Here is a 26,922-nt window from a genome sequence, read left to right on the forward strand (position 1 = left end):
GGCCCCGAAGCACCTCTCACGACGGGTCACCACCCCCTCACGGCAAGCAGCCACGAGGCGCGCACGCCCACCGCGCACAGGCCCAGCACGCCCGGCCCGCAGAGGCGATCTCACCAGGCACGCGAAACCAAGGGCCGCCCTGGAAGACCGCAGGCCACAGAGCCGTCGCCCCTCGGCAGAGCGACCCACCCCCGCCCGCCCGCAACACACGGCTCCCAGCGCGCCGAGGCGATACCCCGGCCGCCCACCCGACCCCGGCGGCCCCACCCCCCAAAGAACAGTCCGCCCTACTCGAACCGCGCCGCCAGCAACACCACGTCCTCCGTGCCGTCGGCCTCGTCGAGGTGGTCCGGGAGGACGGTGCGCAGGATGCGGTCGGCGAGGGCACCGGGGTCGGTGCGCAGGGCCCGGGGGACGCCGGCGGCGGCCGCGTGGAGGCGGGCGAAGGCGCGGTCGACGGGCTCGCCGGTGCGCTGAAGGAGGCCGTCGGTGTAGAGCAGGACGGTTTCTCCTGGTGCGGCGGTCAGCTCGACGCTGGGCGCCTCCCAGCAGGCCAGCATGCCGAGCGGCGCCGACAGGGACGTCTCCACGAACTCGGTGCGCCGCTCGCCGATCACCAGCGGTGGGCTGTGTCCGGCCCCGGCCAGCGTGATCTTGCGCAGCGCGGGCTCGACGTAGGCGAAGAGCGCGGTGGCGGAGCGGGCGGGCTCGGTCAGGCGCAGCAGCAGTTCGAGGTCGGAGAGGACGGCGACGGGGTCCTCGCCCTCCATCACGGCGTACGCCCGCAGCGAGGCCCGCAGCCGCCCCATCGCGGCGATCGCGCTGGGCCCCGACCCGGTGACCGAGCCGACCGCGAGGCCGAGCGCGGCGTCCGGCAGCGGCAGCGCGTCGTACCAGTCGCCGCCGCCGCGCGGTCCCGTGCGGTGCCGGGCGGCGAGCTGGACACCGGCGACGCGGGGCAGCCGGGAGGGGAGCAGTTCCTCGGCGATGGTCGCCATGGACGCACGGGTGCGCTCGACCTCGATCAGCCGGGCCAGATGCTCGGCGGCGTACCGCGAGTAGAGCCCGACGAGGTGGCGCTGCCGCTCGACCGGCTCCGCAGGCTCGTCGTACAGCCAGACGGCGGCGCCGAGCCGGCCGGCTCCCTCGGCGGTCAGGGGGAGCGCGTAGCTCGCCGCGTAGCCGAGCCGGGCGGCGACCTCGCGGTGGCGGGGGTCGAGCCCGTCCTCGGCGAACAGGTCGGGCTGGGCGATCTCGCCGTCGCCGCCCGGCAGCCCGTCGAGGATGCGGCCGTACGGCAGGGAGCTGCGCGGCACGGTCTCGATGTGTCCGAGATCGGCGCGGCCGAGACCGAGGCCGATGGTGGTGTCCGGGCCGAGTCCGTCGCCCGGTTCCAGGACGACGAGACCGCGGCGGGCGCCGACGAGGGCGGCTCCGGCGTGCAGGGTTTCCTTGAGGGCGCTGTCGAGTGAGTCCGTGCGGGCCAGGCGTTCGGTGAGTTCGTGCAGCGTCGTGAGGTCCGAGACCCAGCCCGCGAGTCTGTCCTGCAGAACGGCCCCGGGAGCGGTGCCCGGTCCCGGGGCGGGAGGGGCCGATGGGGAGCCCGGGGCGGTGGGCGCGGGCGCGACAGTGTGTGCGGGGGAGGGAACCGTTGAATCGATTCCAGCCACTTTCGGAGGGTGAGGGGCGTTCATGGTGTCCGGCTTTCCGACCGGTGCGTATTGCTCAAAAGCATCGCAAACCCCCATGTCATTCTGCGCCGCTAGCAGTCTCTCCACATGTACACGCACTCGTGAGGGGATGTCCAGCATTGTCCTGCTGGGATATCTGGTGTCCGTGAGGCACTGTTGGACACCTGTCAACTTCTTGTCCAGTCCTTTGGAAAAAGCAAAGTTGGCTTAAAAGTGTTGTGGTGAACGGTGTATTGAGGTCGACTGGCCTTGTTCAACAGAGCGTCACAGCGGTCGTGATGGGTACGTACTCGGTGAAGACCAGGGGTGGCGAGGGCCACCCGGAACCTGGCGACGGAACCGGGCGTCCTATCCACCGACGACCGAGCCCCATCCTCCCGTGGCGGAGGCGGCGAGCAAATGCGGAACAGCAAAACGCCAGGCGCCGCCACCCCTACGCCATGCCCATGCTTTTGACAGACGCAAGTCGACGCAAGCGATGGACGCGGACGTAACCGAGCTCGGCCCGCAGGGGTTCCCCTTGTCCGCGACAGGGGTGTGATGCGCCAGCAGGTACGCACAGTGCAGTGAACGACACATGTTGTGATGTGACCCCACGGTGTTGCCATGCGTGCAACGGAAAGGACGAGCGCTCATGCGCGAGATCCCCGGAAAGCGACGCAGGCTCCTGTCCAAGCGCAACGGCGGGAGGCCCGAGCTTCTTGAGCAGGCCCTGACGTTCGCGACGGAATGGCAGTGGCCCGTACTCCCGGGGGTGGCGCCGGACCCGCAGGGGCGTGCCCGCTGCGGATGCCCGGACCCGGAGTGCGTGGTGCCCGGCGCTCACCCCTTCGACCCGCCGCTGCTCGCCGCCACCACGGACGAGCGCATGGTCCGCTGGTGGTGGACCAACCGGCCGACCGCCCCGATCGTGCTGGCCACCGGCGGCAGCGCCCCCTGCGCGGTGAGCCTGCCGGCCCTGGCCGCCTCCCGTGCCCTCGCCGCGCTCGACCGCTCCGGTATGCGCCTCGGCCCCGTGGTCGCGGCCCCGCACCGCTGGGCGATCCTCGTCGCGCCGTACTCCATGGAGCAGTTGGGCGAACTGCTCTACGCCAAGGACTTCGTCCCCGGCTCGCTCCGCTTCCACAGCGAGGGCGGATACCTGGCCCTGCCCCCCTCCGAGACCGGTCACGGCCAGATCCGCTGGGAGCGCGCACCGCTGCCCGGTTCGGCCGCGCCGTGGGTGCCCGATGTCGAGGCGGTCGTGGACGCGGTCGTCGACGCCCTCACTCGTACGGGTGTGAGCGCGCCCGAGTTCTGAGCCCGCCCGGCGCGCGCGGGACCGGTCGCCCCCGGTCGGTCGTTATCTTCCGCACATGCAGCGTCTTCCCGGGGGCCACGGGGCCCCGTCGCGCGGCCGTCACAGCGCTCCCCCGCCCCGGAGCCGTAGCGCACCCAAGTCGGCGCGCGGCGGGCCGGATCCACGTCGGCTCCGTCTCGCGGGACTGACCGTCGCGGTCGCGGTCGCACTGGGCCTGCCCCTCGCCGCCTCCGCGGGCCCCCTCGGCGACGTCCCCGCCTCCGAGCGCGCCCTCACCTCCGAACCCGACCGTGCCGTCGACCGCGCCGGTGAAGCCGCCGGACTCGGCGGCGGGCCCGCCGGGCGGCCGGACGGATCCGGTGCGAACGCCGACGGGTCGTCCGGGCACGCCGATCCGAAGGCGGGCGGGGCGGGCGAGCCGGACGGAGAGACGCCGGGCGGCGCCGACGCCGCCCGCTCCTCGCGTCCGCTGCTCGGCCTCGGACTCGCCACCGCCGCCCGCTGCGGCCCGGACCTCACCTCCCCCGACGGCATCGAGGCGCAGACGTGTGTCCTCACGCAGGGCGACCAGACCTGGGCCCGCACCTACTACCGCAACGCCACCGGGCGGGAGCTCAGTTCGGTCCTCAGCATGATGGCGCCCGGCGGGCACACCGTACGGATGCACTGCGCCGTGGGCGCGCACGACGAGCCCGGGATGTGTGAGACCCCCAGGGGGCGTACGCGGGGCGTGAGGGGGGCGTACACGGCCGTCGCGGAGTTCGCGGCACCCGACGGCGGTGGGCCGCTGTTGCTGCGCTCAGGGAGCAACTCAGGCCGCTCGTAAGGGTGTTGACGCCGATCGGGGTTCCGTACAGCGGAGCCGCTCCGATCCCGGGCATGAGAAGACCCGGTTGCTGGCGACGGGGGATGCACCAGCAACCGGGCTAATGGAACCGTAACAAGAGATCGGCGCTTCGCAAATTCGGTCTTGGCTATTCGGACACGAATTTGCCTGTCACGTAGGGGAGTTGTGACAGGAGTCACCACACTTCGCACGCACTCGGTCGGTTGACCGCCCCGTCCGCGCCGCGCCGTCCGTCAGCTGAGCGTGACCTGCCGGTTGGTGAGGCCACCGCGCGCCCGCCGCTCGTCCGGGGTGAGCGGGGACTCGTCGGCCAGGGCGGTGGCGAGCCGCTCGGCGAACTCGGCCGCCGGCTTCTCGACGTCGTCCGCGCCGACACCGCTCGGGAGGTCCCAGACCGGGACGGTCAGGCCGTGAGCACGGAAAGAGCCGACCAGGCGGGTGCCCTCGCCGAGGCTGGAGCGCCCCGCCGCGTGCAGCCGCGCGAGAGCGTCCAGAAGCCGCTCCTCGGCGTGCGGCATGACCCATCGCAAATGGTTCTTCTCGGGGGTCTCGCACCAGTACGCCGCGTCGACGCCCGCGAGCTTCACCGTCGGGATCGCCGCGGAGTTGGCGCGCTCCAGGGAGGCGGTCACCTCCGGGGTCGTGCTCTCCGTGTCCGGGACCCAGAACTCGAAGCCCGTGTGCACAACTGGCTCGAACTCACCTTCGGGGTCGAGCAGGTCCTGCAGCCGCGGACCGTCGGCCGGGGCACGCCGGCCCTGAACCGGAGTGCCCGGCTCGGCGACCAGGGCGCGCTGGAGGGTGTCGGCGAGGTCGCGGCTGATGTCGCCGGACGCCGTGTCGTTCTGCAGGCCGAGCAGCACCGAGCCGTCGTCGCGGCGCAGCGCGGGCCACGCCATGGGCAGGACGGTGGCGAGCGTCACCGACGGGACGCCCTCGGGGAGCGCGTCCTTCAGCTTCAGCTCGACGGTGGCGGCGGGCACCAGCTCGCGCAGGGCGATCCAGTCGCCCTCGCCCGGCAGCCCCTCGAAGGGGCGCTGCACCAGCTCGGTCACCGCGTGGGCGGCGGCCCGGCCATGACAGGCCTTGTACCGGCGGCCGCTGCCGCAGGGGCATTGCTCGCGCGCGCCGACAACCGGAACCTGCCCATCGGCGCCCGCTGCGCCGACTCCGCCGGTGCCCTGCGGGCGCTTGGCCTTCGTGTGGGGTCGCTTCTTGGCCATCGTGGGTGTCTCCCGATCACGGCTCGTCTCGTACTGGCGCGAGCCTAGCCGCTCGTACGACGACCGACGGGACCCTGTGGACAACGCACCGAGTCGTCCCGGAACCGGTGGTTCAAGCCAGGTTGTGCCCGCCCCGCACCTGCCCGGCAGTCAGTGCCGGGTCGGTGGCGGGGCGATGGCGGGTCAGTCCATGTCCTCGAACGCGTCCGCGAAGTCCAGGTCGGGGAGGGCGGAGACCGAGGGGGCGACCACGCGGGTGGCGAAGTCGTCCCGGCGGTGGGCGCGGTAGACGTCGTCCTGGACGACGACCCACACCGTGACCTCGCCGCGGGCGTCGTCACGGACACCCCAGTCGTCGGCCAGTGCTGTGACGATGTTCAGCCCGCGGCCGCCGTGTGCGGTGACCGAGGGCGTGGACGGAACCGGGCGGGTCGGACCACCGCCGTCCGTCACCTCGACCGTGAGCCGCCCGGAGGGGTCCATGCGCCAGGCGCAGCGCACGTCGCCGTCACCGGCCAGCGCGTCGTCCAGCGGCCTGCCGTGTTTGCAGGCATTGCTGAGTAGTTCGGAAAGGATCAGTAGGGCGTCGTCGATGACCGATTCCGCCACACCACCGTCGCGCAACTGATCGCGCATCCGGTGCCTCGCTTCCCCCACGCCCGCAGGGCCATGGGGTACGGCCATGCTCGACGACGTGGGCACCTCCTGTGCCACCACCAACGCCACCCCCGAGACCTCCTTCGCCCCACGCCACGGTGTGAATGCCCCATTGGACTGGACTGGAAACCGGCCGGCACACGTGCTCTGACGCACTCATCGCAGTCGAATACGGATCGAACGCGCCGGTGCACTCCCCGTAGTCGGCTGGCTGAATTTCGCCCCCGATGTACCGACTTGTCCTCGGGTGTGGTCCGGCCGTCTTGGCGGAATTCTTACCTCCGTCAAGCGCCGCGCGGAGGCGCTGACGGAGGCCGACGGGGTCGTCGCGGGCGTGAGCGGGGCCGTCGCAGGTGTGAACAGGGATGTGTTCGAAGCCGTCGTCCACGCCATGGTGGAAGCTGTCGGAATCGGTGTGTTCGAAGTTGTCGGAGACCGTGCGTTCCGGGGGCTCGGAGGCGGGCGTCAGCGGCCGAGTTGGTGGAGGACCGCGCGCGGGCGGTTGGTGATGATGGCGTCGATGCCCAAATCGACGCAGAGATCGACGTCCTGGGGCTCGTTCACGGTCCACACATGCACCTGGTGGCCGGCGTTCCGCAGGCGTTCGATGTACGCGGGGTGGTTGCGCACGATCCGGATCGAGGGGCCCGCGATGTGGACACCGCTCGGCAGCCGCCCGTCGCGCAGCCGGGGCGAGACGAACTGCATCAGATAGACCGTCGGCAGCGTCGGGGACGCGGCTCGGACGCGGTGCAGCGAACGCGCCGAGAAGCTCATGATCCGTACCGGCGACTCGGCGGCCGGCTCGGGGGCGTCCAGGCCGAACCGCTTCAGCAGGACCAGCAGCCGCTCCTCGACCTGGCCCGCCCAGCGCGTGGGGTGCTTGGTCTCGATGGCCAGCTCCACGCGACGCCCGGCATCGGCCACGAGTTCGAGCAGGCGTTCAAGGGTGAGGACGGAGGTGTCGGCCCGGTCCTCGGGGGTGACCTCCCAGTCGGGGGCCTCGTCGCCGTTGTGCCAGGAGCCGAAGTCCAGGGCGGCCAAGTCGGCGAGCTCCAGGGCGGAGACCGCGCCCCGGCCGTTCGACGTACGGTTGACGCGGCGGTCGTGGACACAGACGAGGTGGCCGTCCGCCGTCAGCCGGACATCGCATTCGAGGGCGTCGGCACCGTCCTCGATCGCCTTCTTGTACGCGGCCAGGGTGTGCTCGGGGGCCGCCTCGGAGGCCCCGCGGTGGGCGACGACCTGAATCGGGAGCTGTCGTGCGTGGGTCACCGCGTCATGGTGCCACCGTGACGGGGTACGCGTGGGGGCGGTGGCCGTGGACGACCGGGTTCGTACGCACGGTAAGCGCTATTAGTCCGATAGATCCTATATAAAGGATGGTCCCGGACCCACAGGCACCGCTTATGGTGCCCTGACGGCTCGTGGGAAAAGCTGACCTCATACAAAACTCGCGCACAGTGCGCTGTGCGACCAAGAACAGTCGACGCCGACAAGGTGAAGCCGTGGATCGAGGAGAAAAGCTGTGAGCACCGAGAACGAGGGCACCCCGGTACCCCCGGCCCCGTCCGCACCTCCCGTGCCGGTGGAAACTCCCGCTGACTCCGCGCCGGCCCCGGCGCACGAGCCGAGCGCGGCACCGGCGGAGAGCACCGCCCCGGCGACCCCGGCCGGAGCCACCGCCGACAACGCGCCGACGACCCAGCTCCCGCCCATCCCGCCGACGGCCCCCGAGCCGGGCGCGACCGCCGTACAACCGACGGTGCCGCAGGCGGAGCAGCCGACGGCCCACCAGCCGGTGGCGCACCACCCGCAGCCGGAGTTGGTGTCCGCAGGTGCGCCCGGTTACGCGGCGGCCGCCGGCCAGGGGCAGGGATACGGCATGGGCCAGGCGCCCGGGGGGTACGGCCAGGCACCCGGTGGCGCCGGGGCCTCCGCGCCCGACGCGGCCTGGCCGCCTCCGGCAGCGCCCGCCGTCCCCTCGTACGCGGACCACGGCGGCGGCGCGTACGGAGATGTGGGCGCGGCCGGAGGAGTCGGTGGCGCCGGTGGTCCCGGAGGCCCCGGTGACGGCGGCTGGGGCTCCTCGTGGCAGCAGACGCAGCAGCCGGCCCCCAAGCCGGCGGGCGGCAAGCGGGGCGGTCTGATCGCCGCGATCCTCGTGGCCGCGCTGGTCGCGGGCGGAGTCGGCGGCGGCATCGGCTACACGCTGGCCGACCGCAACGACAACTCCACGGGTTCCACGACCGTTTCGGCCTCCCAGAACGGCGGCGACGTCAAGCGCGCGGCCGGCACGGTCGCCGCCGTTGCCTCCTCCGCGCTGCCGAGCACGGTCACCATCGAGGCGTCCGGCAACGACGGCGAGGGCGGCACGGGCACCGGCTTCGTGTTCGACAAGGAAGGCCACATCGTCACCAACAACCACGTGGTGGCGGAGGCCGTCGACGGCGGCAAGGTGTCGGCCACCTTCCCGGACGGCAAGAAGTACGACGCCGAGGTCGTCGGCCACGCGCAGGGCTACGACGTGGCGGTCATCAAGCTGAAGAACGCCCCCTCGAACCTCCAGCCGCTCACACTCGGCGACTCCGACAAGGTCGCGGTCGGCGACTCGACGATCGCGATCGGCGCGCCCTTCGGCCTCTCCAACACGGTCACGACGGGCATCATCAGCGCCAAGAACCGCCCGGTGGCCTCCAGCGACGGCTCCACGAGCAGCAAGGCCTCCTACATGAGCGCCCTGCAGACCGACGCGTCGATCAACCCGGGCAACTCCGGCGGCCCGCTCCTCGACGCCCGCGGCAATGTCATCGGCATCAACTCGGCCATCCAGTCCGCCAGCAACGGCAGCTTCGGCTCCGGCCAGGCGGGCTCCATCGGCCTCGGCTTCGCCATCCCGATCAACCAGGCCAAGAACGTGGCCCAGCAGCTGATCAGGACGGGCAAGCCGGTCTACCCGGTGATCGGCGCCTCGGTCTCCCTGGAGGAGGGCACGGGCGGAGCGAAGATCACGGACTCGGGCGAGGGCGGCGCGGACTCCATCACCTCGGGCGGCCCCGCCGACAAGGCCGGCCTCAAGCCCGGTGACGTCATCACCAAGCTCGACGACCACGTCATCGACAGCGGCCCCACCCTCATCGGCGAGATCTGGACCCACCTCCCCGGCGACAAGGTCACCCTCACCTTCACCCGCGACGGCAAGACCCAGACGGCGGACGTCACCCTCGGCGAACGCGAGGGCGACAGCTGACCTTTCCCCCGGGTCCCCCCCCCCGGGACCCCGCCCCCACATCCGGCCCACGCCGTCCCCCACTGACCGGCTAGTCTTGTCCCCGCGCGACCACCCCGGTGATCGCGCTGGGTGGGTTGCCCGAGTGGCCTAAGGGAACGGTCTTGAAAACCGTCGTGGCAGCGATGTCACCGTGGGTTCAAATCCCACACCCACCGCACAGGTCAGACGCTATGCAGGTCAGAAGGGGTGCCACTCTCCGGAGCGGCGCCCCTTCCGCATGCACCCTGTCTCACCCTGATTCGGCGGTATCCCACTCCTGACCAGCGCGTGCGGCCAACCTGCGGCCAGGAATCAGGGCCTCTCGGCCTCGCCCTCGTGCTCCGCCAACCCCTGCTCGATCAGGGCGTTCATCTTCGCTTCCTCGCCGTCCAGCACCTTGGCGTAGTAGCGCTGAAGAACGGCGACGCTCTGTCCCGCGCGCCGGGCGGTCTCGGCGAGGCTCACCCCGGAGCGGAGCCAGAACGACACGCACGCGTGCCGCAGGTCGTACGGGATCGCGGCCAGCGGAGAGGCGACCTGCGCGGGCGTGAGCACCTTCCGGCGGGCTTCCTTCCACGCGGCGCTGTACTCCTGCGAGCGGATCGGACCACCCCGTACGGCGCTGAAAAGCTGCCCCTCAGACGTGGTTCCGAACGCGTCGATGTGGGCCCGCAGTATGGCGACCAGAACCGGCGGGATGGGCACGGGCCGGACCGCGCGGCGGGCCCGGTGCTTCAACTGCCGTTCCTCGTACGGCTTGCCGTTGTCCGTCCAAGCGGACCCCACCTGCGGCCGGGCGCCGGCGAGCATGAGCCGCCCCCACCCTTCCGTGGGGAGGTCGCACTGGTCGGCGCTCAGCATGGACACCTCTTCCGGGCGCATCGCCGCGTAGTAGATGCACGCGAAGAACGCGACCAGGTGAGCACCGCGCGGCCCTTGCGCGCGGACCGCGTCCAGCAGCGCGCGTGCCTGTGCGGGCGTAGCGACGCTGCGTACGTCCAGTTCCTCCACTGCTTTGGGCGTCTCCCAGTGCACGCGGAGCAAGGGATTTCCGGGCAACAACTCGTGTTCAACGGCCAGGCGCAGGCAGTTGCTCAGCACCGCGCGACGGCGCCGGAACGTGTTGGCCGCCGCCGACTTCCCGTCCTGCCGCTTGGCCAGGTGCTCCAGCACCGTACGCACGCGCTTGGCGCTGTCGAGGTCGACGACGGCAGGCGCGTTGCGCTCCACCCAGACCAGTGCTTTGGCTTCCGCTTCCGGCGGCTCTTGGTCGTGACGCCCGGCGTTGAAGCCCCATTGGTAGAGGGCGCGGCGCAAGAGGTCGTCTTCTGGGCGCCCCCTGCCCGTCGGACACAGGGCCATGGTGGCGATGGTGAGGCTTTCCGCGATGCTCGCCCGGTGCTTCGCTGCCGCAGTCGGCCACTTCCGGGCAGCGTGTGCACGGGCGTGGGCGTACCAACTCGTACGGTTCCGCTCGCGTACCTCCGAGACGGGAAGCCCCGTCTCGGTGTCGAACGGCTCACCCTTGCGCGTTGCCGTCAGCAGCTCCGCCCGGCGGGCGTCCGCGAGTGTCTTGGTCGTGAACTTCTCTTGGAACTCCGTCCCGTCGACCTGCCAGCGCAGTTGGAACGGGGCGGCCTTGCTGGGGCGCTTGCGAACGCTCCAGAGGCGCACGTCGTAGCTGTGCATTGATCTCCCTCATGGAGGAGGGCCCCGCTGCTCAGCGAGGCCCTCCGGGGCGGGCTGGTTCAGGCGCTCATTTCGTGCTTCGCCCACCACGCGTCGAGGTCGCTACGTCGGCAGCGGAGCTGCCCGTTGGGGAGTTTGATGAGCTTGGGGGCCTTGCCACGGGCGCGCATCCGGTAGAACGCGGCGCGGCTCATCTCGATCTCTTCGAGGACTTCGCGGAGCTTGAGCTTCTCGGTGCTGGCCAAGGCGGTAACTCCTCTTGTCTTCTTCCCTCTGGGACTCCGCCACGTCCGCCACGCCGCCACATCGCAGGTCAGAGCCTTGATCGTGTGGCGGAGAGCGGTTGTGTGGCGGATGGGTGCCGCCACACCCGGCAGGTGTGGCGGCTTCGAAGGTGCTGGTGGACTATCCGGCGAGGGTGGGCTGTGTGGCGGTTTCCGCAGGCGTGTGGCGGATGGCCGTGGCGGTATCCGCCACGGATTCACCCCCGTTGACCTGCGGCGTGGCGGACGTGGCGGACGTGGCGGATTCTCCGGGGGACGGAGAGCAGTACCGGTTCCAGGCGTCCGTGAGGTCTTCCGCGTAGTAGCCCTTGGGGAAGCCGGACGGCGTGCGGATACCGCGCGGCTTGATCGGCCTGAGGGCGGGGGTGACGTACTGACCGAGCATCCGGGCGAGGCTGCGGGCGTTGATCGGCTTGTCGTCGAGGTCGCCCCACGGGCTTTCGTCCATGCGGAGCAGGCATTCGATGATGGCTGCGGTCGGCATCCGGTCGATGCCGCAGAACACCTTGTCGCGCAGGTCGGTCAGCAGACGGACCCCGAGCGAGGATTCGTCGTTGTCGTGGGCTGTCCTGATCAGCTCCAGGCATGCGGCGCGGGCCCGCTTGGGCCAGTCGCCGCCTGCCGCGTCCGCGACGGCGAGCAGGGGCTCCCACACGTCGGCGGGCCGGTCGGTGACGCCTTCGGGCATCTCGGGCCAGGCGTTGGCGACCTGGTCACGGACAGTGTCGGCCCACTTGGCGAGCCGCTTGCGCAGGGCGTGTCCCTGCTTCTCGTGGATGCGCTGGCGGTAGGGCTCGATCTTCTCGTTCGGGGCGCGCTTGCGCATACGGACGATGACCGAGCGGGTCAGCACGGTGTCGGGCAAGGAGCCGAGTCCGGCCATGGCGACCGCGCAGTAGGAACCGAAGATTTGCGCGTTCTGGTTGGAGCCGTCTCCGACGCAGCGCAGAGCGCCGCCGATGCGCCGGTATCCGGCGTTCAGGAATCCGCGCAGGGCCTCATCGGCGCCGGCCTTCGGGCCGAAGATGGTGTCCACCTCGTCGAACAGCACGGTGGGCAGTCCTTCGGCAGAGTCGACCAGCCGGTAGAGGGCGTTGGCGGATGCGGACACCGTGGCGACCGGGCGCGGGGTGAGGAGTTCCACGATCTCCAGCGCGCGGGACTTGCCCGATCCCGGCTCCGGGGACAGAAACGCGATCCGGGGCGTGGTCTCGAAACAGTCGATCAGGTGGGCGTGCGCGTCCCAGAGCGCGACGGCAACGTAGGCGGCTTCGGTGGGGAAGATGTTGAACCGGCGGTGGAAGGCTTCCACCTCGTCGAGCAGCGCGGCCCCGTCGATGGCGGGCGTGGTGGGGGTCGGGTCGGTCATGCGGCGGCCCTTCCTTCCTGAACGTTGGTGGCGCGGTGGGGGCAGTGGCCGACTCGTACGCGGGTGGTCAGCTCGATGACGGCGGCGCGTCCACGGGCGCGTTCGTGGTGGCCACAGGCACACAGCCAGTCGGCGACGGGCGGGTTGAGGCGTACCTGAAGACCCGGTTGGATTCCGGTGATGGTGACCGTCTGCGGGTCAGGGCGAACAGCAGCAGGGGCACCCTTGCGGGCGGCGCCTTTCGGCTCGCCCACAGTCGTCTGCGGTGCGGTCGGTCCGGCGGCGAGCGGTCCGGCGGGGGTGCCCTGTTGGCCTTCCAAGGGGAGGCGGGAGGGGGCACTCATGCCGCATCCCGGGCGCGGGCTTTGCGCAGGGAGCTGTTCAGGGCGCTGCGGATGGTGGCGCGGCACTCGGCATCCGTGAGTCCGCTCGCCTCCCCCGCCGCTTGGAAGGCCTCCTCCACCACGTGCCGGGGGAGGTCGCCCCACGCGACGAAGCGCCCGACCTTGAAGGCGCACCGGTTGAGCGTGATGTTGCGCTGATGGTCCGGCGCCCCTACGACGATGGCGCACTCGGCTTCCAGCGCGGCCAGCGCCGCCCGGTTGCCGCTGACTGCGGGGAGCCGGAGCGGCGTGATGGGGCGCGCGGGGGCCGGTTGCAGCAACTCCAGCAGCCACACGGGGAGTTCAGCGACCTCGGGGCCGCCAACGTGCTCGTACGGGCCGGTGGGGGTGGTGCTGCCGACGGCGACGACGTAGCCGCCCCACGCGCGGGTGTCGACCAGCGGGGCGAGGGTGCCGGCCGTGTTGCCCAGCCTCACCCCCGCCGGGGCCGCGAAGTACAGGTGCTCCCCGCCGCTCGCGGTCCGCGTCCGGCGGGTGGCGGGGACGGGGTGGCCGGTGCGCTCGCAGAGCGCCGCGAAGGTCGTCGCGCCGTCAGGCGCGTCCGAACTGCCCTTGGGCTTGTCGAGGTCGACGACGACCAGCCCGGACGGGCCGGTGGCGATGCCGACGTTGTACGGGGCCCGCGACCACGTGGCCCGGATCAGGCCGGGGTCGGTGGTGGCGCGCTGCTCCCACTTCCGGTGGCCGGCCGCACACGGGCCGGTGCCGGGGCACGAAGCCTCCCCGTGAAGGGCGGGGCGCTTGGTGTGGGGGCGCAGGGGGAAGACGTGCCAGCCGCGCTCGGCGGCGGTCAGGGCGGCGTTCAGCAGGTGCTCGCTCATGCGGCCACCCCCAGCGCGGGGGAGAGCTGGGTGAGCGCGGTGCGGCCGATGTGCTGGGTGTAGGCGGGTGGGATGCACTCGCGGATGCCGTCGCGGTTCATCCAGTCCACGCCCATGACGCGGCGGGCGTGGTCGACGCCGGAGAAGTTGCCGACGAACTGCCCGAAGTGGCCGGGCGGGATCGGGCGCCCCATCTTGGCGACCGGCGCCGTGTGCTGCGGGTGCCGTGGCGCGGTGAGCGTCCACCGCCCGGTTTCGAAGTAGCGGTGCCGGTAGGTCTCCAGGGCGAACATGCCCCCGCACAGCAGTACCGGGGCGTGCAGGTGCGGGACCGCGCCCCGTACGTTCTCGATCACGTACGGCCGCCCCGTGGCCTCCAGCGCGGCGCGGGTGGGGGCGATCAGGTCGGGGTGGGCGTTGCCGGTCAGGCGCTGGGTGTCGCTGTAGAACTGGCACGGCGGTGAGGCGTGGATGAAGTCGAAGCCGGCCCCGTGTTCGCGGACGAACGCGAGCGCGTCCGCCTGCACGAACCGGTGGGGGTAGCGGGGCTGGGGCTCGGTGTCGACGCCGGTCACGTCGAACCCGGCGTCGGCGTAGCCCTTGCCGGCGCCGCCCTGCTTGCAGAACAGATCCAGCAGGCGCGGCCGGGGCCGCTCTCGCCGGATGTCGGTGGGTTGAGTCATGCTGGTTGGTCTCCAGTTCCTTGATGGGTGACTGGTTGGCAAGGGCGGCCCCGCGTTCATTGGCGTGAGTGGGGGCCGCCCTTGGCGTAGCTAGGTGTTCTTGGAGCGGGCGAGCTTGAGGGTGATGCCGCCGATTCCGATGGGCCCGGCGGCCCCGGCGATGACGGTGGCGGTGTGGGCGGCGGCGTCCAGCACCGTGCAGACGGCGACGACCAGTCCCCAGCCTCCGATCGCGGCGGCGCCGGCGATGGCGAAGGGGATGAGCAGGCGCCGCCACGGGGTGCCGGCCGGGGTGTCGTTGACGACGATGACGACCGGCTGTCCGGTGGCCTGTGCGCGGTTCCAGTCGTCGGCGGGGATGTGCGGGGCCATCTGGCCGGGCGTGGTGCGGTGGTTCATCGGTGCTCCCCTCGGGTGTGCTGCGGGCCCGCGCCAGTAGGTGGCGCGGGCCCGTGCGGGTGGGAGTGCTTGGGGTGTTCGCTTGTCGTCTTCCTTGTCGTGCGGCTTGTCGTCTGGCTTGTCGCTTGTCTTGTCTTGTCGCTTGTCGCCTCCCAGGTCACAAGCCGTTTCCAGCCCCCTGGAGGCCGTGTGAGCGGTGTGTGCCGGGGGTGGGCCGACAAGCGACAAGTGATCAGTTGCCGGGGGTGTGGTGGCGGTGGACGTAGCGGGCTTTGGTGCCCTCTCCGACGCGGACGGCGGTGCCGTCCCTGCTCCAGTCCTTGAGCCAGCCGACGACCGTCTGACGGGTGGTGCCGTACTCGTCGGCGAGGGCGCGGGCGATCGCGGACGCCCCGGTGCCCTCGGTGCCGGCGGCGAGCAGCAGCGCGAGCGCGGCCTGTTGCGCGGGGCTGTCCTGCTCGCCCCGCAACGCCGACAGATTCAACCCGCCCCCGGGTGCCGGGGGTTCCTCGGTGGTGGGGGTGTTCGGGTCGGGGGTGGTGGCGAACTGGGCGTCGATCTCGGCGCGGAAGCGGCGCAGCATCTCGTCTTCCGGCGAGACCCGCTCCGCCTCCCGGCTCCCGAGCGCGGACAACCGCAGCCCCGACCCCGACGCGGACGCACCGGTGTCCGTGCTGTCGTCGTCGGGGGTGTGGTCGAGCATCCATGCGGTGCGGCTGGTGTCCCAGCGGCGGGCGTAGTCGGGCCCGGCGGCCTTGGCGGAGATCTCGTCGAGGCGGGGGTGCCGGTCGGAGGTGGCGGCGGTGATCTCCCGGATCTGGTTGGGCAGGATCCGCCACGCCTTGAACAGCGCGGCCGGGGACTCTGGGGTGCCCATGAAACCGGCACCCTTGTACGGTGCCTGCTCCACCCGCAGACCGCGCCGGCCGGGGAAGAGTTTGCCCAGGTCCATGCCCTCGGTCTCACCACCGGTGAGTGCGACGCGTACCTTGCCCTCGCGGCGGATCATCAGGTTGCCCAGCACGCTGCCGGTGGCGCCGAGGGCGGTCAGGACGGTGCGCACGCCCATGGCGCGGAGCATCCGGATGACTTCCAGGATCTTCTTCGCCAGTTCCTTCATCTGCCGGTCGGTGCTCACCAGGATCTCGGCACCCTCGTCGATGACCAGCAGAATCTGCGGGATCTTCGCGCTGACCGGGAGGAGATCGGTGTTCGCCTTGGCCAGCACGTCCTGGTACGCCTTCTTGCGGTGCAGCCCGACCGCGAGCGCGGCGTCGAGCATGGTGAGGGCTTCCTCGTGGGTGCCGGCGAGCCAGTCGATGCCGGGCCGCACCGGCTTGCCGTCCTCGCCCTCGATCTCCCCCTTCAGCGCGGGCAGCACCCAGGGCAGACCGGCGGAGCCGGCGTTGAGGTCGATGACCCAGGTGAGGACGTCCTCGGCGCGGGCGAACCCGGCGAGGATCGTGTGGACCATGTTGGTCTTGCCCGATCCGGTCGGGCCGACGACCAGCGCGCACTGCTCGCGCAGGTAGGCGGACACCGTTTCGCCGTTGGTCCGCACGCCCCACGGCAACCCGGTGAGGACCGAGAGCGGCCCGTAGTCGTCGGGGTAGGGGCAGTCGTCCTTGAGGACGTTGACGGTGGTGACGTCCAGGATGGTGCGGCCCTGGTGGATGCCGGGCCCCGCGGTTGCGGTGCAGCCGTGCGGCAGCTTGGCGTCGGCGGACAGGGCCACGGAGTGCTGGGCGATGCGGTCGTAGGTGATGCCGCCCTGGGGTTCGAGGTCGAGGGAGTACCCGGCGCCGGTTTCCCACTTCTCCACCCCGAGCACCCGCACGCTGATGTGGCAGATCCGCTGGATCCGCTCGATCCATTCGGCGGCGATCGCCCGCCGCTCGGCGGACAACTCGGTCATGATCTGCCGCTGTTCGACGGCGATCGCTTCCTCTTCCCGCGCCTCTTCGTACAGGGCGGCGGAGCGGGCGGCGGCCCCGATCCCGACGCCGATGGTGGCCAGTGATCCGAGGGCGGCCCAGGTGAGGGGGCCGTGGGTCATGGCCCAGGTGGTCCATCCGGCGCCGACGAGCCAGGAGGCGGCGCGGGTGGCGAGGGTGCGGCCGGCGTTGCGCACGCGCAGACCGGCGACGGTGTGTCCCAGGGCGCCGGCGGCGCCGACGGCGAGCGCCCAGCCGGGGGGCATGGCGGTGGCGGCGCCGGTGGTGGCGACGGCGAAGGCTCCGGTGGTGGCGGACAGGGCGCCGGTCACGGGTCCGTGACCGGCCGCCCAGTCCAGCACCGGACCACTGCTCGCGACGTTCTTCTTGGCGGTGGCGGTGCTGCTCATCTCAGACGTTCCAGCCCTTCTCGGCCTCGGGTCCGTTGCGGGGGTCCTCGTGACGGGCGATGTCCTGCTCGTGGGCCTGCCGGAACAGCGGCCCCATGTCCTCCGCCACGGCCACGGCGCTCATGACGGCGCCGAAGATGTCGTTGAAGCCGTCCGCGACTTCCTTCTCCAGCGGGAACTCCGAGTCGGAGCGCTCGGCGAGGATCTTCATCACGTTCGCCACCGACGTGAGCGCGGCGGGCAGTCCCTCGACCATGGCCAGGATCTCCATGGCGTTCTCGGGGTCGTAGGCGTTGGCAGCCTGCTCCATCTCCTCAGCCGCCTCTTCGAACCGGAAACCAGACACGTTCTCTCCTTCACTGACCTGGGATGTTGCGGGGGTGGGAACGTTCGCGGCCGGCCGCTGGACGCTGTCGGCGATTCCGCCGGTGCCGTCCGTGGCGGCGTCCGCGTCGGCGGCGGCTTCCTGCTCGCGCTGCTGCTGGCGGGTGGCTTCGTCCCGCTCGGCGCGCTGCTCGGCAGCGGCGCGGACGATGCCCCAGTAGAGGCGGCGGCCGGGGTGCATCAGCCACGGGATATCGAACTTGCGGCCGATGGGGGTGGTGATCAGTCCGAGCAGGCCGACGGGGAGGGCGAGCAGCGCGGCGAGCAGGCGGCGGCCCTGGAAGCGGGCCGCCGACCGGCGCAGCGCGCGGCGGGCGGCCTTGCGGGCCGGAGCCTTACGGACCGTGGCGCGCTGCCCGGCGACGGTGGCGCCGGTCTTGGCGTCCCGCTGGGCACGGGACTTGGCGATGGCCGCGTCCCGCGCCGCCCGCGCCTTACGAGCGGCGCCGCCCGTAAGGCGTCCGGCCAGCCCGGCCCGCTTGCCCAACTGGGCTTTGCCGGCGGCGGCCTTGGCGTTGCGGCGGGCGTCGGCGACCGCGCGCCGCGCTGCGGTGGTCTGTGTCCGCTGTCCGGCGCGGGCGGGGGTCGCAGCCTTCTGCGCGGCGCGCATGGCCTTGACCTGCCCGGCTTTACCCGCTGCCTTCCCCGCGCCGCCGGCCGCGCGCTTGGCCGGGCTGTGACCGGTCTTGCTGCGGGTCTTCCCGCTGGTCGCGGTGCTGGCGTGACCAGCGGCGGAGCCGGTGGCGCGGCGGTGCTGGCCGGGCGCCTTGCCCGACCGGCCGACGGAGCCACCGGCACGGCCAGCAGCCGACCGGCTCCCCGCGCCGCGCGTGCCGCCGGTACGCAGACCTGCACTGCGGGCAGCGGACCGCCCGGCAGCGCGGGCGGCGGCCCGGCGAGCGTCGCGGCGGGGGTTGGGTTTGCGGGAGCGGGCGGCGGCGAGCGTGCCGAGCACGACCATGCCGGTCGCGGCAACCATGGCGGCGACCGGGCCGCCCACCAGGGAGGCGGCGGCGACGGTGCCCACGGTGCTGTTCGCCCCGGACAGCGCGAGCGGGACGATCGGCCAGCCGCCGGGCGTGTGCTCCACCTCCTTCACCGCTGGCGCCACGGTGGGCGGGGCGTCGGGCGGCGGAGGCGGACTGGCCGGTACCGGCTGAACGGCTACCGGCTCGGTGCTGAGTTCCGTCATGCTGAGAGCACTCCTTACTGGAGTAGGGCCCGGCCGGGGCTGTAGGAGGCGTGCGGCCGGGCCTGCTGAGCTGCGATGTTCAGGCGGCGCACTGTTCGTCGTCGGGGTACGCGCACGGCACGCACATGCCGAGCGAGGCGGGGATGACGTAGCCGGCGTCGGTGCGGCACTTGGGGCAGGTGCGGCGGGCGGCGTTGGCCTTGCCGAGCGCCGCCCACTTCGCCGGCGTCATCGACCGCACGGGCTTCGCGTCGTCGACGCGGTAGAGGTACGCGACCAGCGGCGGACGGCGACGACGCGGGCGTTCGATCTGCGCGACCACGTCCTGACCACCGGGCCGCAGCCCCTTGGCGCGGAGCTGTCGGCGGGTGGCCAGTCCGTCCGGGGCGAGCCGCCAGACGTAGACCGGTATGGAGGCCATCAGCCGGTCGCGATCGACAGTTCAGCGCCGCCGGTGCCGGGGTCGCGCAGTTCGGCGTAGCGGGTGGAGACCCAGCCGACCGACCAGCCGCACAGTTCGGCAGCGGCCCGCACCGGCAGCCCGGTGTCGAACGCTGCCTTCACGAGCCGGCGGGCCCGGTCCTCGGCGAACTTCTCCGTGGCCGGTCCGAGGGCCAGCAGCGCGGCGCGTTCACGTTCGGCCCGCTCCTCGCGCTCAGCGTGTTCACGGCGTTCACGCTCCGCCTGCTCGGCACGCGCGGCGCGTTCACGACGATCACGCTCCACCTGCTCGCGGTCGCGGCGTTCGGCTTCCTCGCGTTCACGGCGTTCACGGGCGGCCCGCTGCTGTTCACGCTCGCGTTCAGCGTGTTCACGAGCCTCGCGCTCGGCAGCCTCACGGGCTTCGGCGCGCTCGCGTTCCTCGCGGCGGGCCCGCTCCTCCCGCTCGGTCTGTTCACGGGCCAACCGGGCTTCGTGCTCACGCTGTTCACGGGCCATCGCGGCGGCATGCTCGCGTTCCTCACGGGCCCACCGCACGGCGGCTTCGCGCCGTTCGTCCACCGCCCGCTCACGGGCTTCGCGCTCCGTGCGCTGCTGGGCTTCCAGCTCGGTGACGGCGGCGGTGATGGCCCGCCGGTAGGCGAGGCCGGTCTCAGCGGTGACGATCAGCAGCAGCGGGGCGACCGCGTGCACGGCCACGCCCACCAGGTCGTTCTTCAGCGCGGAGTCGGCGACGTTCAGGGCGAGCGTCATGCAGCCAGTCATCCACCGCAGCACCACCGGCCACTTACCGCCATGCCCGCCGAGCCGGGCCAGCACCGCATCGAGCCGGACCACAATCACGACCGCCGCGTCCACCACGAGCGGGAGGATCGGGGCCGTCCAGTCCCACTGGTCGGGGGTGTGGGCGGCGGCCAGCGGGGTGACGGTGAGGATCGAGTACAGCATCGCCCCGGCCACGATCAGCCACGTACCGACCGACAGCGCGCGCTCGGCTGAACGGATCTGAACGGCGTTCACGCGACCGCCCCCGTCCATGAACGCACCCCGATCGCAGCGATCAGAACGACCGGGGAAGCGGGGTCGGCGTGGGTCTCGGTGTCCTCGGTCCACTCCCATGCGGCGCCCGGCAGCGGCTCGAACCCGAGGACGCTGAGCGCGTTCACGCGGTCCGTGAACGTCGGCACCGCCGCGCCGAACCGGTACTCCGGCCACCGCTCGGTGGTGTTCATCAGCACCACGTACAGGCGCCACCTGCCCTCACGCATGGACATCTGCGCCGTGAACGCGGCCGCCATCAGGCCACCACCGACGCGACGGCACCGCCCCGGTTCGCCAGCGTCCGACGCGCGGCCAGAACCTTCCGGCGCGCCCGGCGGATCCGCTGGTGGTCCACCTCGGTCGGCGTCCGGTCCAGCAGGCTGATCTGCACGTCCAGCAACTCGACATCCGCCTCGATCAACGGCGCCTCGACCACGAGGGCGTCCAGTTCCGCGAACGTCGGCTCGCGGTCGAAGTCGTCGGCGGCGGTAACAACCGCCTGAACAGCACCGATGTGCTTCATGGGTCGTGTCTCCTTAGAGGGTGGAACGGCCCGAACAGCGGCCCCGGTGTTCCAGCACCGGGGCCGCACGCCGTTTGAAGTCGGAACATCCGGCTCCCCACACCCCCGCCCGTACGACCAGCACGTCAAGCGCGGTCGGACGGGCGGGGGAGGCAACCGGCCGCAAGCGCCATTCGGGCGCTGCGGACATGCGCGGTCGTAGCCGCGCGGCCGTCTTTTCGACTCGGGGAGACGGGGCCCACCTATGCAGTTCTCAATCCCTTGGCACTCACTTCGTACTCACCCCTGCGGGCTTTCCTCCGGGCACCGTCAATGCAGGTGAAGCAGTCACGGCGGACCTCCCCAGCTTGCTTAGGGGGGGTTGCCGTCTCGCTTGATAGGTACGGTAGGCAAACCCGACGCTGCGTGCAACCCCCTCTCGCGATAGAGTCTGATAGCCCCCCTAGGCGACGATTGGAGAGTTGTGCACGACGACATGGAGCGGGTCTCGGGGATCTCGGACCCGGTCGACCGAGCCAAAGCCGCAATCGACCTGATGGCGCGGTACCAGAGCCGGGTGAATGAGCTGTCTCGGATCCGGCGCGAGGCGATCGAAGAGGCGCAGGCGGCCGGCATGACCCAAGCCGAAATCGCGACTCGCCTAGGCGTCAGCCGGGGGCGGGTGGGTCAGCTTGCGTCCGCCGGTCCTCCACCAGAGAGGGCGTTCTTCGGCACGGACATGGTCACCGTGTCGGTCGCCGGCATGTATGAGGCAGGCAAGGGGCCCGACCAGAACCCCAGCGAAGTGATCACCCGCGAAGACCTCAACAACTTCGAGCACCTGCGCAAGCTGGTGATCGGCATGAAACTCGACGCGCAGTACGAGGTGATCCCACCGACCGGGATCGTCAACCTCAACCGGGACAACCACGTCGTCATCTGTGGCCCCCGACGCTCCCCGATCGTGGCGCAGGTACTCGAAGGAGACGACAGCCTTCGGTTTGCGAAGGACACCGCATGGCACTTGGTGGACCAGGTCGCAGGGAAGGAGTACCGGTCGCCCGCAGACGAAGACGGGTCTGACGGCGACGTTGGTTACCTGGGACGACTCCCCCGTCTGGACGGCAAGGGGACGTTCCTCTATATCGCGGGCATCCACGCCATCGGAGCGAGCGGAGTCGTTCACTTCCTCGAAAACAACCTGGCAGAGCTTTACCGAGAGGTCCGCACGCGGCGCTTCTCCACTCTTATTTCGTGCCGTTACGACCCGCAGACGCTCGAAGTGCTGGAGAGTCGACGCGTCACCCCGCTGTACCGACACGAGGGCTGAGCATGCGCGTCGCCATTGACACCCAACCCGGTGGAGCCGGTCCCAACGAAGATTGGGTGGCCGCTACGCCGACTCTCGCCGTGATGCTGGACGGACTCAGCACGGCGGGCCTGGACACGGGATGCCGCCACGGTGTCCCGTGGTTCGTGGCCCACCTCGGCAGTCAGCTTGTCGCCGCGCTGGCAGAGCCGAGTGCTTCGCTCACGGCAGGCTTGGCGGGTGCGCTCGAACGGGTGGCGGCGCTGCATCCCGAATGCGACTTGGGCAACCCCGGTACGCCCTCGGCAACGGTCGCGATCCTCCGGCAACGGGAGGGGTTTCTCGATCACCTGGTCTTGGCGGACTCCCCGGTCGTTCTCGAAGGGCGCCAGGGCTTCACCGTGATCACTGACCTTCGCGTGGACGACGTGCTTCCCGAGCTGCGGACCGAAGTCGAGCAGTACGAGACCCATACGGCAGACCACAAAGAGGCACTGCGCCGATTCGTGACGGCGCAACGGCAGATCCGCAACACGTCCGCCGGCTATTGGGTGGCGGCGGCCGGTCCGGAAGCAGCCGAGCACGCGCTTGTGGGCAGCACCCCCACCGAGGACGTGCGCGCCGCAGCGGTCCTGTCCGATGGCGCGTCACGACTAGTCACCGAGTACGCCATGGCGACGTGGCCCGAAGTCTTCACGACCCTCCGGACCGGGGGCCCGCGAGAGCTGATCGATACCGTCCGGAAGGTTGAGGCCACGGACCCGACGGGGCGGCGGTGGCCGCGCTACAAGTCAGGTGACGACGCTTCCGTTGCCTTCTGTCAGTGGTGATAACCGCAGGTCGGTAGCGAGGGGCGCCGTCTCGCTCCGTCTCAGTTTCCGTCTCATTCACCCCCGTCCGATGCCGTTCGTAGCCGTTCACGTGCCGGGCGCGAGTACGGAAATGAACGGGGTTGGACACCCCCGGACGCTGTTTCCGCAGGTGGGAGCAGACCTCGAAAGCGAGTGTGCCCGCTCTGCCGTCGGCAGGGCGGGCGCTGCACTGCGCTAGGAACTTCCTTACCTCGTTCAAGCCCCGGCTGCCGCTCCGCCGCGCGCTTCCCGGCTCCGCTCCGGGCGCCGCTCCTGCCTTCGGCCCGCTCCGCCCGCGCTGCGCCGAGGCACGCCCACGTGTGGGTAGGGCCGGTGGCCATGAGTCGATCACGAATATCGCGGGCACTGTCGGAACAATGCCTCCGGCGGGGGATTGGTCGGCACCTGGATGGAGGGGGGCGCCGTTGCCGACTGTGGGTCCGTTGGGGCGGACGGGATGGGAGCAGTGGTGAGCGATGGTCGAGGAAGTTGGTCGACTCAAGGCATTCTGCTACATAGGGTCGGCCCAGCGGTTCGCGCGGTTTTGACTAGAGTTTGATATTAGATGTGCACCTTTGAGATCCACATTCCTTGCCCTCATTGACCCACCTCCGACAGTCAGGGCAACGAATTGCCGAGTAAAGATCCAGAACCGCTCTGCCGAAATGTCGAGCCTCATTCATGCTCAATTCAAGCACCTTTGGATCAGCGTGTGCCGCCAAGTTTCGCAAAGCCCGATCTGCCGCTAGATTTCTGAGTTCCGGCTCAAGGCGTGTATCGCGCAATGAGGACTGCGTAGCGGACCAAAGGTCGGCGAGCATGTGTCGACCATCTCTCTTGTACGGGACCATGAGGCTGAACCGCGCGCAAAGCTCCCTGCACAGGTATTCCAGCAAAGGCCCAGCACGACCAACAATTCCCTCCGGTTCACCGTGATCTAGCATGAATGTAAGGTCTTTTGACAAGACATCCACACCCGGCTGCTGAAGTATTGGCCCCTCCGCGACATCCCAGGATCTGATCTGGTGCTCAACGAACCTGTGTTCATGTGCGCTGAACAGAGACCGCAACCGCTCCATCCAGAGCCGATCGTGGACAGTGAAAATCAGCTGCCAGTCCTGGAAGTTGCTCAATAGATGGTTGACGAGATCCTGTCGCACGCCAGCGTCTACGCTCTGGAGGACGTCATCTAGAATGAGGACTCGCGCCTGTCCGTGTTCGGCTGCCTTTTTCGCGACGGAGGTGAAAAAGAGGAGGGCCAAGAGATCCCTGTATGCCTCCGAAAAGATCTGCTGCGGGAAACAGCTTCGTCCATCGCTTAGCCCCACGCGGATGTCGAGCGACAGTGGGCCAGACCTGCCGAACAAGATATCGATCCGTTCAACAGAGTGCTCTCGACATATCGCTCTAAAGGCATGAGTTACCTCATCGGCAACCCCCTTCAAGGCTACCTTTACTAGGTCAACTTGGTCTCGATGCAGAGCAGGGTTGAGTAGGTTATCCTTTGCCGCGATCTGCTTCTTGATGCTCCGCATATCCGAGTGAACCTGGGATAGGTTCCTGATCGTGCGGCCAAGCTCCGGATCCATCGCTTCCCAGCCTTTATTTTGCTGGAAGCTGTACGGTGACTGTTCCTTATAGACCTTTTCCTTAATTACTTTGCTGAATCCTTCTCGGCTATCTACATCGGCGGGGCGGACACCTAGGAGCAGTGCAAGGCGTTCGGCGTAGGCAGTTCGCTTGATACGCAGTTCCGTCAAGGTCGCTTCGAGACGATGTGCGGCTTCGTCCGGACGAATCGCCAGAGTCTCGGAACTTGCTGGGAAGTAGTCCAGTAGAATCGTGCCTCGACTGAGCGCTCCTGTATCTAGGAAGCGGAGGAGATCAGACCTCTGAATGGTGATAGGGGCAAGGCGAAATCCCGGCCTTACTGTCAGTGGTTCAGCCGCAATAGTGCCGCCGGCATCGGTGACGACTTCCCGTCGAACCTTAGTGCCGTCCGAAAGCTCTACCAGGGACCAATTGCCGGAGTCTCTAGAGAAAGAGCGCAAAGCTGGCGACACGGGTGAATCGTACAGAGTCGAGCGGCCAATCCTGCCTTGAAGGGCGAACTCGATCGCATCCGCGATGGTCGATTTACCGGTTCCATTCTCGCCGAAGATCAGGGAAGAAACGGGCTCTTTCTTTAGCAGGAAGGGAATTTTCAAAGAGCCGGGGGCGCCTCTGATGCCAAAAAGCTCAACTGATCTGATCCGAACTTCGCTATCGGAGCGATCGTAAGCGATGCGAAGACTTAGACGATCGGCTTGGTCCTGCTGCTCGCTGGCTGCGGCGGCCAGGAGGTCCGCAGCCGACTCGGTAGCCTCCAGTGGCGGCAGATCCGGAAGTACGAATAGATCCTTTCTGGTTCCCATCGTCTTCGCTTCTTTGAGAATTCCGTCAATCTTGATCGAGTCGAAGCCAGGACCAAGGAATCTGAGCCAATCCGCCAAGTCTGCTTTGGTATTTTCCAGGCTTGCCCGTATCTCGACCCGGACAAAGCGAGGAATTTTGATGCCTGCGCTGCACTTATCTGCTAGCTCCAAAGCGGCGCGTCTGACCTCCGGTGTGGCGTATGTGCGACTCCTGGCGACGTAGAAGCACGCAAAGCACAGTTGAGTTATGGACTCGATCAACTTTTGTGGATCGCGGAATTGTGCAGCGTTATTCGCTAGGCGATCGGCGTGAAAGAAGAGCAATTGTACCTGGTCGCGCCCCTTTACCTTCCGGCTCCTGATTGCCGTCCGGATGGCTTCATCGTCAACAGATTCCCAACGAGTGACGATCGTGCGCGGAATCGGTGAAATCTCTTGGCGCGCCCGGATAATTGAAAGCAGGCGATTAGCTGTCTGTGTGAGTGCTGCGGCATCTTGTTCGAAAGTTTCCGACGCCACGCTCCGATGTTGCACGGCCCCTCCGATTCGCCCTGTCCACTCTGCGACGTGTCCTCGGCGGGTCACCAAGGTACATCTGGGTCGATCTTGCCCGACCACAGATGTTGTGTCCGGCGAACCGCACACAAGGAGGGCACGATCCAGGGCGACACGATCTAGCGATGAACGAGTACGTGCGGCACCTGGGCCACGAAGAGCTTGCCGCAGACGCGGTGCGGCGGAGCTGGGTGGCAACCATGCCGAAGGGGGTGGATCTCCCCATCCTTCGGGGGCTTGTCAGTAGGCAGATCCTCTGGGGCGCCGCCCTCCCAAGGTAGTACCCCTACCGAAGTTGCTTCGGGACGAAGCGGTCGTGCCACAGCTAGGGATGACCGCCGACGGGGGATCGAGGCGCACCCACCCAGTGGCAGCGCGGCCAACCTCTGGCCAACCAGGCGTAGGCGGCTCCCAGTGAGAGGACGCTTGCGCAGGTCAAGCCGCATTGGTCCGGGCAGATCCGGCCGGTCTTGAAAACCGTCGTGGCGCGAGTCACCGTGGGTTCAAATCCCACACCCACCGCCAGATGAAACGGCCCCTGACCAGGCAATTGGTCAGGGGCCGTCGTCGTGCGCGGTTCCCGCTCAGCACCGTGGTTCCCCGTGGCTTCCCGCTGGATCGGGCACGGATGGGGCACGAGCACCTCCTGATCCGTAGCTCTAGCGCGATCGGTCAGCGGGAGTCATACCGGCCGCCGCTGGGCGGGCCTGGAGGGGCACTACCGTGCGGGGGCGCTTACTAGGGTTGCGGTACCTGGCTGCTGTACCGCACGATCCAAACGGGGTGACCATGGAACGGCATGTGCTGGAATCGCTGTTGATCGGTGATGACGAGGCGTCCGTGACAGCTCTTGCCGCCCTCCGCAGCGGCGCCCCCTACTCGGTGGAGGAGCGGGTACAACCCACTGGTGCGCATGCCGGAGTCTTCAGTCGCCGACTTCAGCGCATGCGGATGCGCGGATTCGAACCTCCTGGCCTGGAGCGAGCAGTGCAGCTCATCAGGGAATATGGTCGGCCTGTGCGCACAGCGCTGATCGATCCTGAGAATCGGACACGGTTCACCCTGCTCTTCCTCACCGAGGACGGCGGTGCACTCGTGGCCTGCACTAGCTGGCCACTGCCGTTGGTTGCCAGGAAGCCACCGCTTCAGGAGTTCGATCCGTCGGTCGCCCTGGAGCATTGATGCTCAAGTGCGCACTGTGCCTTCGGTCGCTCAAGTCTGTCTGCGTGCACCGCCGTTGATGTCAGCTGT

Annotated in this window: 24 protein-coding genes and 1 tRNA gene; 7 read left to right on the forward strand and 18 right to left on the reverse strand. The window is 69.6% G+C overall.

Going from position 1 to position 26,922, the window contains the following annotated elements; translation table 11 throughout:
* Positions 1 to 287: 287 nt before the first annotated feature.
* On the reverse strand, positions 288 to 1,811 hold the full coding sequence (locus ABT147_RS23610; protein WP_351409271.1) for a PP2C family protein-serine/threonine phosphatase: 1,524 nt from the start codon (positions 1,809 to 1,811) through the stop codon (positions 288 to 290).
* 514 nt (positions 1,812 to 2,325) lie between these two features.
* On the opposite strand from ABT147_RS23610, the gene ABT147_RS23615 reads away from it, so the two are divergent.
* The gene (locus ABT147_RS23615; protein WP_351409273.1) at positions 2,326 to 2,991 is read left to right on the forward strand and encodes a bifunctional DNA primase/polymerase; all 666 of its coding nucleotides are present in this window, start codon (positions 2,326 to 2,328) and stop codon (positions 2,989 to 2,991) included.
* A 55-nt stretch (positions 2,992 to 3,046) separates the two neighbouring features.
* Positions 3,047 to 3,817, forward strand: a complete 771-nt coding sequence (locus ABT147_RS23620; RefSeq protein WP_351409275.1) for a hypothetical protein — start codon at positions 3,047 to 3,049, stop codon at positions 3,815 to 3,817.
* A 254-nt stretch (positions 3,818 to 4,071) separates the two neighbouring features.
* On the opposite strand, the gene ABT147_RS23625 is transcribed toward ABT147_RS23620, so the two are convergent.
* From ABT147_RS23625 to ABT147_RS23635, 3 genes are all read right to left on the reverse strand, one after another.
* Entirely contained in the window at positions 4,072 to 5,061 is a 990-nt protein-coding gene (locus ABT147_RS23625; protein ID WP_351409277.1) for a DUF5926 family protein, read from the reverse strand.
* 183 nt (positions 5,062 to 5,244) lie between these two features.
* The gene (locus tag ABT147_RS23630; RefSeq protein WP_351409279.1) at positions 5,245 to 5,787 is read right to left on the reverse strand and encodes an ATP-binding protein; all 543 of its coding nucleotides are present in this window, start codon (positions 5,785 to 5,787) and stop codon (positions 5,245 to 5,247) included.
* A 396-nt stretch (positions 5,788 to 6,183) separates the two neighbouring features.
* A complete protein-coding gene (locus tag ABT147_RS23635) occupies positions 6,184 to 6,993 on the reverse strand; it encodes a glycerophosphodiester phosphodiesterase (protein ID WP_351409281.1) in 810 nt (269 codons plus the stop codon).
* A gap of 253 nt (positions 6,994 to 7,246) precedes the next feature.
* Here ABT147_RS23635 and ABT147_RS23640 point away from each other — a divergent pair, with 253 nt between their 5' ends.
* Together ABT147_RS23640 and ABT147_RS23645 are read left to right on the forward strand one after the other, a co-directional pair.
* Positions 7,247 to 8,968: a S1C family serine protease gene (locus ABT147_RS23640; protein WP_351409283.1), complete on the forward strand. Its 1,722-nt coding sequence runs from the start codon at positions 7,247 to 7,249 to the stop codon at positions 8,966 to 8,968.
* Between the two features lie 110 nt (positions 8,969 to 9,078).
* Positions 9,079 to 9,165 (forward strand) — tRNA-Ser (locus ABT147_RS23645).
* A 136-nt stretch (positions 9,166 to 9,301) separates the two neighbouring features.
* Here ABT147_RS23645 and ABT147_RS23650 read toward each other — a convergent pair.
* The 13 genes from ABT147_RS23650 to ABT147_RS23710 form a co-directional block, all read right to left on the reverse strand.
* Entirely contained in the window at positions 9,302 to 10,678 is a 1,377-nt protein-coding gene (locus tag ABT147_RS23650) for a tyrosine-type recombinase/integrase (RefSeq protein WP_351409285.1), read from the reverse strand.
* 59 nt (positions 10,679 to 10,737) lie between these two features.
* Positions 10,738 to 10,923 (reverse strand): helix-turn-helix transcriptional regulator, encoded by a 186-nt coding sequence (locus ABT147_RS23655; protein WP_141596307.1) that lies wholly within the window; start codon positions 10,921 to 10,923, stop codon positions 10,738 to 10,740.
* A 160-nt stretch (positions 10,924 to 11,083) separates the two neighbouring features.
* Complete coding sequence (locus ABT147_RS23660) at positions 11,084 to 12,331, reverse strand: DUF3631 domain-containing protein (RefSeq protein WP_351409288.1); 1,248 nt, start codon at positions 12,329 to 12,331, stop codon at positions 11,084 to 11,086.
* Positions 12,328 to 12,675, reverse strand: coding sequence for a hypothetical protein (locus tag ABT147_RS23665; protein ID WP_351409290.1), 348 nt, complete (start codon positions 12,673 to 12,675; stop codon positions 12,328 to 12,330). The genes ABT147_RS23660 and ABT147_RS23665 overlap by 4 nt, the downstream gene beginning before the upstream one ends.
* Positions 12,672 to 13,556: a bifunctional DNA primase/polymerase gene (locus tag ABT147_RS23670; protein ID WP_351409292.1), complete on the reverse strand. Its 885-nt coding sequence runs from the start codon at positions 13,554 to 13,556 to the stop codon at positions 12,672 to 12,674. Before ABT147_RS23670 ends, ABT147_RS23665 begins: the two co-directional genes overlap by 4 nt.
* Positions 13,553 to 14,239 (reverse strand): class I SAM-dependent methyltransferase, encoded by a 687-nt coding sequence (locus ABT147_RS23675; RefSeq protein ID WP_351409294.1) that lies wholly within the window; start codon positions 14,237 to 14,239, stop codon positions 13,553 to 13,555. Before ABT147_RS23675 ends, ABT147_RS23670 begins: the two co-directional genes overlap by 4 nt.
* Before the next feature lie 90 nt (positions 14,240 to 14,329).
* Positions 14,330 to 14,638, reverse strand: coding sequence for a hypothetical protein (locus ABT147_RS23680; protein WP_351409296.1), 309 nt, complete (start codon positions 14,636 to 14,638; stop codon positions 14,330 to 14,332).
* Between the two features lie 232 nt (positions 14,639 to 14,870).
* A complete protein-coding gene (locus ABT147_RS23685; RefSeq protein ID WP_351409299.1) occupies positions 14,871 to 16,982 on the reverse strand; it encodes a hypothetical protein in 2,112 nt (703 codons plus the stop codon).
* A 1-nt stretch (position 16,983) separates the two neighbouring features.
* The gene (locus tag ABT147_RS23690; protein WP_351409302.1) at positions 16,984 to 18,558 is read right to left on the reverse strand and encodes a hypothetical protein; all 1,575 of its coding nucleotides are present in this window, start codon (positions 18,556 to 18,558) and stop codon (positions 16,984 to 16,986) included.
* A gap of 79 nt (positions 18,559 to 18,637) precedes the next feature.
* Positions 18,638 to 18,979 (reverse strand): RRQRL motif-containing zinc-binding protein, encoded by a 342-nt coding sequence (locus ABT147_RS23695; RefSeq protein WP_351409304.1) that lies wholly within the window; start codon positions 18,977 to 18,979, stop codon positions 18,638 to 18,640.
* Positions 18,979 to 20,019, reverse strand: coding sequence for a DUF2637 domain-containing protein (locus ABT147_RS23700; RefSeq protein ID WP_351409306.1), 1,041 nt, complete (start codon positions 20,017 to 20,019; stop codon positions 18,979 to 18,981). Before ABT147_RS23700 ends, ABT147_RS23695 begins: the two co-directional genes overlap by 1 nt.
* On the reverse strand, positions 20,016 to 20,297 hold the full coding sequence (locus tag ABT147_RS23705; RefSeq protein ID WP_351409308.1) for a DUF6303 family protein: 282 nt from the start codon (positions 20,295 to 20,297) through the stop codon (positions 20,016 to 20,018). Before ABT147_RS23705 ends, ABT147_RS23700 begins: the two co-directional genes overlap by 4 nt.
* Positions 20,297 to 20,563 carry a DUF6284 family protein gene (locus ABT147_RS23710; protein ID WP_351409310.1) on the reverse strand — a complete coding sequence of 89 codons (267 nt, stop codon included), beginning with the start codon at positions 20,561 to 20,563 and terminating at the stop codon, positions 20,297 to 20,299. Before ABT147_RS23710 ends, ABT147_RS23705 begins: the two co-directional genes overlap by 1 nt.
* A gap of 463 nt (positions 20,564 to 21,026) precedes the next feature.
* Here ABT147_RS23710 and ABT147_RS23715 point away from each other — a divergent pair, with 463 nt between their 5' ends.
* Entirely contained in the window at positions 21,027 to 21,872 is an 846-nt protein-coding gene (locus tag ABT147_RS23715) for a sigma-70 region 4 domain-containing protein (RefSeq protein ID WP_351409313.1), read from the forward strand.
* 83 nt (positions 21,873 to 21,955) lie between these two features.
* Positions 21,956 to 22,681, forward strand: coding sequence for a hypothetical protein (locus ABT147_RS23720; protein ID WP_351409315.1), 726 nt, complete (start codon positions 21,956 to 21,958; stop codon positions 22,679 to 22,681).
* A gap of 569 nt (positions 22,682 to 23,250) precedes the next feature.
* Here the strand turns inward: ABT147_RS23720 and ABT147_RS23725 are convergent.
* Positions 23,251 to 25,635: an AAA family ATPase gene (locus tag ABT147_RS23725; RefSeq protein WP_351409317.1), complete on the reverse strand. Its 2,385-nt coding sequence runs from the start codon at positions 25,633 to 25,635 to the stop codon at positions 23,251 to 23,253.
* Between the two features lie 825 nt (positions 25,636 to 26,460).
* On the opposite strand from ABT147_RS23725, the gene ABT147_RS23730 reads away from it, so the two are divergent.
* Positions 26,461 to 26,853 carry a hypothetical protein gene (locus tag ABT147_RS23730; RefSeq protein WP_351409320.1) on the forward strand — a complete coding sequence of 131 codons (393 nt, stop codon included), beginning with the start codon at positions 26,461 to 26,463 and terminating at the stop codon, positions 26,851 to 26,853.
* The last annotated feature ends 69 nt before the right edge of the window (positions 26,854 to 26,922 follow it).

This window comes from Streptomyces sp. NPDC001868, assembly GCF_040297125.1.
Taxonomy (GTDB): Bacteria; Actinomycetota; Actinomycetes; order Streptomycetales; family Streptomycetaceae; genus Streptomyces.

Bases quoted from the DNA above. Each gene is read 5' to 3' on its own strand.
- ABT147_RS23610 (WP_351409271.1), bottom strand. From the start codon at position 1,811: ATGCTGGACATCCCCTCACGAGTGCGTGTACATGTGGAGAGACTGCTA.
- ABT147_RS23615 (WP_351409273.1), top strand. From the start codon at position 2,326: ATGCGCGAGATCCCCGGAAAGCGACGCAGGCTCCTGTCCAAGCGCAAC.
- ABT147_RS23620 (WP_351409275.1), top strand. From the start codon at position 3,047: ATGCAGCGTCTTCCCGGGGGCCACGGGGCCCCGTCGCGCGGCCGTCAC.
- ABT147_RS23625 (WP_351409277.1), bottom strand. From the start codon at position 5,061: ATGGCCAAGAAGCGACCCCACACGAAGGCCAAGCGCCCGCAGGGCACC.
- ABT147_RS23650 (WP_351409285.1), bottom strand. From the start codon at position 10,678: ATGCACAGCTACGACGTGCGCCTCTGGAGCGTTCGCAAGCGCCCCAGC.
- ABT147_RS23660 (WP_351409288.1), bottom strand. From the start codon at position 12,331: ATGACCGACCCGACCCCCACCACGCCCGCCATCGACGGGGCCGCGCTG.
- ABT147_RS23665 (WP_351409290.1), bottom strand. From the start codon at position 12,675: ATGAGTGCCCCCTCCCGCCTCCCCTTGGAAGGCCAACAGGGCACCCCC.
- ABT147_RS23670 (WP_351409292.1), bottom strand. From the start codon at position 13,556: ATGAGCGAGCACCTGCTGAACGCCGCCCTGACCGCCGCCGAGCGCGGC.
- ABT147_RS23675 (WP_351409294.1), bottom strand. From the start codon at position 14,239: ATGACTCAACCCACCGACATCCGGCGAGAGCGGCCCCGGCCGCGCCTG.
- ABT147_RS23680 (WP_351409296.1), bottom strand. From the start codon at position 14,638: ATGAACCACCGCACCACGCCCGGCCAGATGGCCCCGCACATCCCCGCC.
- ABT147_RS23685 (WP_351409299.1), bottom strand. From the start codon at position 16,982: ATGAGCAGCACCGCCACCGCCAAGAAGAACGTCGCGAGCAGTGGTCCG.
- ABT147_RS23690 (WP_351409302.1), bottom strand. From the start codon at position 18,558: ATGACGGAACTCAGCACCGAGCCGGTAGCCGTTCAGCCGGTACCGGCC.
- ABT147_RS23695 (WP_351409304.1), bottom strand. From the start codon at position 18,979: ATGGCCTCCATACCGGTCTACGTCTGGCGGCTCGCCCCGGACGGACTG.
- ABT147_RS23705 (WP_351409308.1), bottom strand. From the start codon at position 20,297: ATGGCGGCCGCGTTCACGGCGCAGATGTCCATGCGTGAGGGCAGGTGG.
- ABT147_RS23710 (WP_351409310.1), bottom strand. From the start codon at position 20,563: ATGAAGCACATCGGTGCTGTTCAGGCGGTTGTTACCGCCGCCGACGAC.
- ABT147_RS23720 (WP_351409315.1), top strand. From the start codon at position 21,956: ATGCTGGACGGACTCAGCACGGCGGGCCTGGACACGGGATGCCGCCAC.
- ABT147_RS23730 (WP_351409320.1), top strand. From the start codon at position 26,461: ATGGAACGGCATGTGCTGGAATCGCTGTTGATCGGTGATGACGAGGCG.